This window comes from Treponema sp. R80B11-R83G3 (assembly GCF_054786115.1).
In genome coordinates, this window is record NZ_BDHF01000089.1 from 1 (window position 1) to 5,586 (window position 5,586).

The 5,586-nt window shown below is 43.5% G+C and carries 7 protein-coding genes and 1 pseudogene; 1 reads left to right on the forward strand and 7 read right to left on the reverse strand.

The annotated features are described in order from the left end of the window. Positions 1 to 248 precede the first annotated feature (248 nt). Positions 249 to 470, forward strand: coding sequence for a hypothetical protein (locus ACYVRH_RS10585; protein WP_461256881.1), 222 nt, complete (start codon positions 249 to 251; stop codon positions 468 to 470). Here the strand turns inward: ACYVRH_RS10585 and ACYVRH_RS10590 are convergent. From ACYVRH_RS10590 to ACYVRH_RS10620, 7 genes and pseudogenes are all read right to left on the reverse strand, one after another. Continuing rightward, the gene (locus ACYVRH_RS10590; protein WP_461256882.1) at positions 448 to 1,197 is read right to left on the reverse strand and encodes a response regulator transcription factor; all 750 of its coding nucleotides are present in this window, start codon (positions 1,195 to 1,197) and stop codon (positions 448 to 450) included. The two genes, ACYVRH_RS10585 and ACYVRH_RS10590, sit on opposite strands and share 23 nt — an antisense overlap. A gap of 97 nt (positions 1,198 to 1,294) precedes the next feature. Next, complete coding sequence (locus tag ACYVRH_RS10595; RefSeq protein ID WP_461256883.1) at positions 1,295 to 1,801, reverse strand: hypothetical protein; 507 nt, start codon at positions 1,799 to 1,801, stop codon at positions 1,295 to 1,297. Continuing rightward, positions 1,791 to 1,979, reverse strand: a complete 189-nt coding sequence (locus ACYVRH_RS10600) for a helix-turn-helix domain-containing protein (protein WP_461256884.1) — start codon at positions 1,977 to 1,979, stop codon at positions 1,791 to 1,793. Before ACYVRH_RS10600 ends, ACYVRH_RS10595 begins: the two co-directional genes overlap by 11 nt. Positions 1,980 to 2,070: 91 nt before the next feature. Beyond that, entirely contained in the window at positions 2,071 to 2,373 is a 303-nt protein-coding gene (locus ACYVRH_RS10605; protein ID WP_461256885.1) for a hypothetical protein, read from the reverse strand. A gap of 446 nt (positions 2,374 to 2,819) precedes the next feature. After that, positions 2,820 to 4,058 carry a tyrosine-type recombinase/integrase gene (locus ACYVRH_RS10610; RefSeq protein WP_461256886.1) on the reverse strand — a complete coding sequence of 413 codons (1,239 nt, stop codon included), beginning with the start codon at positions 4,056 to 4,058 and terminating at the stop codon, positions 2,820 to 2,822. Positions 4,059 to 4,185: 127 nt separating this feature from the next. Next, on the reverse strand, positions 4,186 to 4,776 hold the full coding sequence (locus tag ACYVRH_RS10615; protein ID WP_461256887.1) for a leucine-rich repeat domain-containing protein: 591 nt from the start codon (positions 4,774 to 4,776) through the stop codon (positions 4,186 to 4,188). Between the two features lie 63 nt (positions 4,777 to 4,839). Beyond that, positions 4,840 to 5,037: pseudogene (locus ACYVRH_RS10620) on the reverse strand (leucine-rich repeat domain-containing protein); the annotation flags it as partial. Between the last annotated feature and the right edge of the window lie 549 nt (positions 5,038 to 5,586).

Consider the following 5,586-nt stretch of genomic DNA (forward strand, 5'->3'; position numbering starts at 1 on the left):
TAGTTTTTAAAAATTAATAACACCCAACAGGCGGGGTATTTTGTTTTCCTTGGCGGTGTGAGCGCACCCTGTGCGGTGGCGAAGGGCGCTACAGCCCACACCACCAATACAAAATACCCCGCCTGCCTTCGTTGGGTTTTTGTTAAAGGCGGCGGTTTCGGGTTTTAGCCCCCTTCTTGCTGTGCGTAATAACAGCAATCCCCCGTTCCTAGCTATCGGGGGCTACTACAATTCTAGGAGGTTGTATCATGTACGACGACAAAAAGCGGTATTATTCGCCGCAACTATCGGAAAAGGCATGTATAACAATACGCCGTCTGGCGTGGGCTTTCAATGTGTCCATGCCCAAAGCCATTGACATCATCATCAATGAACTGTCATCGGCTTTTTCATCATCGGTCGTCTGCCCGCAATGCAAGGACAATGCAAAATGCGCCGTGTGCGGTTTTAAACGGCAGCCAGCCGCATAGTTATCCTATCCCCGCCATGCGGCGGGGTAATTTTTTTTCTTTTCCCGGAAGGGTGTTGCGATATTTTTACGTCAGTGCCATGAAAACATAAATGTTCTTTCTTAACCCATCCCATACAGACGGCTTTTCTTATTAAATCTTTCCTGTTGCAAACATCAAATATTTTATACAAATTATTAATGTGAGCGTCCACCGTCCGCCTGCTAATCGCAAGATTGAAAACAATTTGTTTATCCTTAAACCCATTGCAGACGAGAAATAAGACCTGCCATTCACGGTCAGTTATCTCCCTTGTAAAATTTGACATTTCATTAAAAAACCCGATTTGCCGGCTAACTCCAGGAGAATAATAATCTTGACCCGATTTAACCGCCGTTAACCCGTTTTTAAATTCATCGTTGCCGTAATTAACATCGAGATAAGATTTAGCCCCATGAAAAATAAAACGCGCCGCGAGACTGTCAGGGAAATTACCGAAATTTACAACGCTGACATTTAATTCAGGAAATTTAACAAGAAGACAGCCTATCATGTAAGGAGTTACGCCCGAGTAAAACTCGCTGTGCATAAAAATATATTTTGGTTTCAGTTTGTTCAGTTGGAGCGTGAGAGCGTCCTTTTCCAGAGAGCTTAATATTACGTCCTTAAAGCCGCAATCTTCAAAAACGCCTTTTAACCATGAGAAAACAAGATTATTACGGCTGATAAACAGCGCCCCGCCTTCCAAACCGAACCTTTACAACCCCTTACAAAATTTCTTCATTGCCGATTAAAACACTTTGAAAATCCAAACTTTCATGGAATAAACCGCCGTCGGCTTAATCTCATTTTTTTATCCCACCGCCATTATTCAAATTACTAGGCGTAAAACAGCCCTGCCCGTTATCGCTGTGTGATTTCACCTTTTTTTCTTCGGTACTCGTTTTCCCTTGAACGGATTTATGTTTTTCCACCTCCACCCCAAGACGGATTGACCTTAAAAAACGCATCCGCTCCGCCATTTTTTCCCTTTCAACGCCTGTTTTCGCCTTAACAGTCGGATGCCCGCAAAGCCAGTTTTTTTCGGCGGTTTCCCGCTCCTCGTCCGTTGAGTCAGGGTCTATGCCGGACATCTTTTTCCCGATAACGCAACGCCGTTCAAGCATGGGCAGGGTAAAATATCCCGTTATCGTTTCCATGCCGATTCTTACGATTTTCCGCTGACGTTTAACCCATTCGGGAACGTCCTGCAAACGGCAGACAGGCTCGTCTGCGAACCATACCGACTGCGCCGCCCTTTCGTCCATTGGGCATATTGCCGCTGAACATTCGTCAAAATATTTACATTTCATTCTTCACCGCCCCCGCTTTCTTGCCTTCCATCCAGTTTTCAATCTCAGACGGCTTGAACCGCACCGCCCTGTTCAATTTGTGGAAGGGTATCTCCCCCTTCGCCACATATCGGTATATGGTCTTTACCGACACTTGCAACGCCGCCGCCGCCTCATTCACTTTCCAATAGGTTTCCATTTTTCCTCCGCATACGTTAAAAATAAGCCCTGCCGTTTCAAAGCGACACTATGGAAAAGTACAATTTTCAGAAACGTCAATTTTGCAATCGTCATTCATATTTCACCCCATGCGTAAAAAATATCTGTTCATTACCGCAAACGGCATTACCCATTCGGGTAGGTTTTATAAAAACAATCAAGAAATTACGCCGCCCGTATACGTTAAAAATAAGTCCTGCCGTTTCAAAGCGATACTGTTGTTTAGTGCAATTTTCAGTAAAAAATAAATTCACAGCCGTTTTTTCCCCGTTATTCATATTCACTCCCCATACATAAAAAATACCCGCTGCGGTTTCATAAATAAAGTTAGATTTGGTACAACTTTTTAAAACCGTATTCTCATAACCCGTCATGCTTCCTCCGCATACAAATAAAAATAAGTTTTGGCAGTTCAAAAAGATATAGGAGTTTCCTCCAATTTTCGGGAATGTCAATTTTAACAGCCGTAATCTCATAACCCGCCATAAACCGCCTTTCATACAAATAAAAGTAAGTCCCGCCGTTTCAGAAATAAATAGTATGTTTGCACAATTTTCCGCAACAGACATTTCCAAAACCGCATATAAATAAAAATAAGTCTTGCCGTTTCAGAAACAAATAGGACTATTGCACAAATTTAACGTCATCGCCCGAAAGCCTTTTTTCTTGCCATGCGGCATTAGACCGCTTGCATAATCAGCCATTGTTTTTATTTTCACAGAGCCAAAAGCAAAAGTAATTGGGATAAATGCGCAATTTTTATCAGGGCAAAAAAAATCCCCCGCCGCCGTCAGCGAGGGATAAGGTTCAAATAAGCCTTTTAAGCCTGTTTCCGTTCCTCTTGCGGTATGCCCTGCACAGGAAAAGAAAACACATTAGGCGGCATTTCCGTTCTTTCCGCTGTCTGCGTTTTGTCCTGAACAGGCTGTAGCAACGCCTCTTGTATTTCTTTCGCCTTCACAAATTCAAGAGGGTCAAAATGCGTGTAACGCTCCGTCATTCTTTCGCTCTTATGCGTGGTTATCGCTTGCGCCTGCTCTGTGGTCATACCGCCTTTTAGCATTTCAGTATTAAAAAAATGCCGCCAAGCGTGGATATGCAAATTCCGCTCTTTTATTTCCGCACTTGAAATACCTATGTTTACCAACGCTTTACGCAAATACATTAAAACCGTTTTACGGCAAATAGGGCTACCACCGCCGTCCGTAGAGAATAAATATCCGTCTCCGCTTTTTTCTTTCAAAAGTTTCAAATCCGCAATCAAAGAAGCCGGAAGCGGAATATTATGTTTGTCCTTTGTTTTAGTCGGTCTGTATCCGTAATTGTCATGCTGCATACAGACGTAAATATGATCATCGTAAAGGCAACTCCCTTTAAGCCCTAAAATTTCCGACACCCTCATTCCAGACAACGCCGCAACCTTATTCACAGTACAGGTAATATGGCTATCTTCCCACACTTTACGCCAATCACCGACAAACAGCTTTTTGAATTCAAGAGGAGTAATAATTTTTATCTCGTCTCGGTCGTTTATCAGCCGTTCCACTTTGGCGGTAGGGTCAACAGGTATTATCCCACGTTCCACAGCCTCAATCATCATTGTTTTGAAAGTTCCGTAGTAGCCGTTAATGGTCGTGTTTTTATATTTTTGTTTTATAAGGCTGTCCAAAAAAGCCTCAATCACGGCGGGGGTAATAGCGTCCATTTTAATATTTTTGAAATACGGCAAAATAACCTTATCCAAATTCCGCTTCATGTGGTCAGAATAACTTTGCGTCAGGTTCGCCCGTTTCCGTCTTTTTTTCAGGTACTCGCAATTTTCCCAATCCCACCAGTTCACGGAATATTCCCCAAAAGTAGGCACATCATCTTTTTTCGCCAGTAAAGCCCCATCTTTCAAAAGCCTGTTTACAAGCACCCTAGCCGCCGTCTTATTGGTCTGCCCCGTTGACCTGCCTTTAGTCCGCTTGCCGTTTTCATCGTAAGCGTAGAAATAAACAACCCGCCTACCCGAAGAAGTAACCCTGAAATACAGGGTAAAATCATTATGAATCTTCATAACTACCTCTTTTTTGGAAATATGATGTCTTTTGTGATTACACCCATTTCCCATGTTTTATAGCGTAAAAATCAGCAACGCTAATTCCTTATGGGATAAGCATTTACGGAAACGGTAAATTTTGTAATTAGGTAAAACGTGCAGTTTTCCTTATGTTGGGTATGGTTATACTAGTAAGATTTCTGCAATTGGCAAAAGCGCCAGAAGAATAATAATCCACATAAGAATAACCATAACTACCACCAGAATAATAATTATGTTCATCATCCCCATCCGCTATATTGATAACGCTGTTGGGTATGGTGACGCTGGCAAGTTCGTTGTAGGCAAACGCCTCTGCCCCGATGGAGGTAACGCTGTTCGGAATGGTAACGCTGGCAAGTTGGTTGGAGGCAAACACCTTTGCCCCAATGGAGGTAATACTGTTGGGAATGGTGACGCTGGTCAGTTGGTTGCCTAAAAACGCGGAATCCCCGATAGAGGTAACGCCGTTAGGGATGGTGACGCTTGTCAGTCCGTTACCGGAAAAAGCCAACTCCCCGATGGAAGTAACGCTGTTCGGTATGGTGACGCTTGTCAGTCCGTTGCCGGAAAAAGCCCCTGCCCCAATGGAGGTAACAGAAGAAGGTATTGACACCGGAGTTTTTTTTGCTGGCCATGAAACCAATACGCTCTTGGCTTTGTTATATAAAACGCCATTCTGTGAACTATATGCCATATTGCCTTCAGCGACATTTATTGCAGTAAGATTGCTATTGTTGCTAAACGCCTCTTTCCCGATGGAGGTAACGCTGTCGGGGATAGTAACATTGGTCAGTTTGTTGATAGAAAAAGCCCCATCCCCGATGGAGGTAACGCTGTTGGGGATGGTAACGCTGGTCAGCTCGTTGCCGGAAAAAGCCCTTACCCCGATGAAAGTAACGCTGTTGGGGATGGTAACACCAGTCAGTTGGTTGCCATAAAACGCCTCTTCCCCGATGGAGGTAACGCTGTCCGGTACAGTGTTACAGTTTTCTAATGCTTACTCACAAGTACGCTTTATTACTCATAAGTCTATATCAGATAACGAATTACGTCAACTACTTTCCTCATAATTATTTTTAATTGCTTATAATTACCCACCGTTATTCAACAAATATGATGTCTTTTCTGGTGTAACATAAGCGCACTTTACATTACCGCATTTAACAAACCTGAATAATTATTACCGCAAACCCCGTTCAAAACACCCTTTATAACGCCCATAAAAAACCCACAAAACAGCTTTAATCCCCATTACCGTATCATATTTAACCTTTACACCCAATAAAACCCCTTCCAATGCCGTTTTTTGCTCTTTTGAATGTCGCATAACGCTTTGCAAGTTTTCTCCAAAAAGAGGACCGCCTACGGCGGTAGGGCTGCGCCCTAATTGAAAACGAAAGGAAGAACACCCGATTTGTTAATATTATTCGCCAATACCCCCCGCCCCGCGCGCCGGGTGGGTGGGTCTACTCTCGCTTTGCTCTCGGACTGCGCTGCGATGGGC

What these genes read in the sequence shown, in the direction of transcription:
- ACYVRH_RS10600 (WP_461256884.1), bottom strand. Translation starts at nt 1,979, where the DNA reads ATGGAAACCTATTGGAAAGTGAATGAGGCGGCGGCGGCGTTGCAAGTG.
- ACYVRH_RS10610 (WP_461256886.1), bottom strand. Translation starts at nt 4,058, where the DNA reads ATGAAGATTCATAATGATTTTACCCTGTATTTCAGGGTTACTTCTTCG.
- ACYVRH_RS10615 (WP_461256887.1), bottom strand. Translation starts at nt 4,776, where the DNA reads ATGGCATATAGTTCACAGAATGGCGTTTTATATAACAAAGCCAAGAGC.
- ACYVRH_RS10595 (WP_461256883.1), bottom strand. Translation starts at nt 1,801, where the DNA reads ATGAAATGTAAATATTTTGACGAATGTTCAGCGGCAATATGCCCAATG.
- ACYVRH_RS10605 (WP_461256885.1), bottom strand. Translation starts at nt 2,373, where the DNA reads ATGACGGGTTATGAGAATACGGTTTTAAAAAGTTGTACCAAATCTAAC.
- ACYVRH_RS10585 (WP_461256881.1), top strand. Translation starts at nt 249, where the DNA reads ATGTACGACGACAAAAAGCGGTATTATTCGCCGCAACTATCGGAAAAG.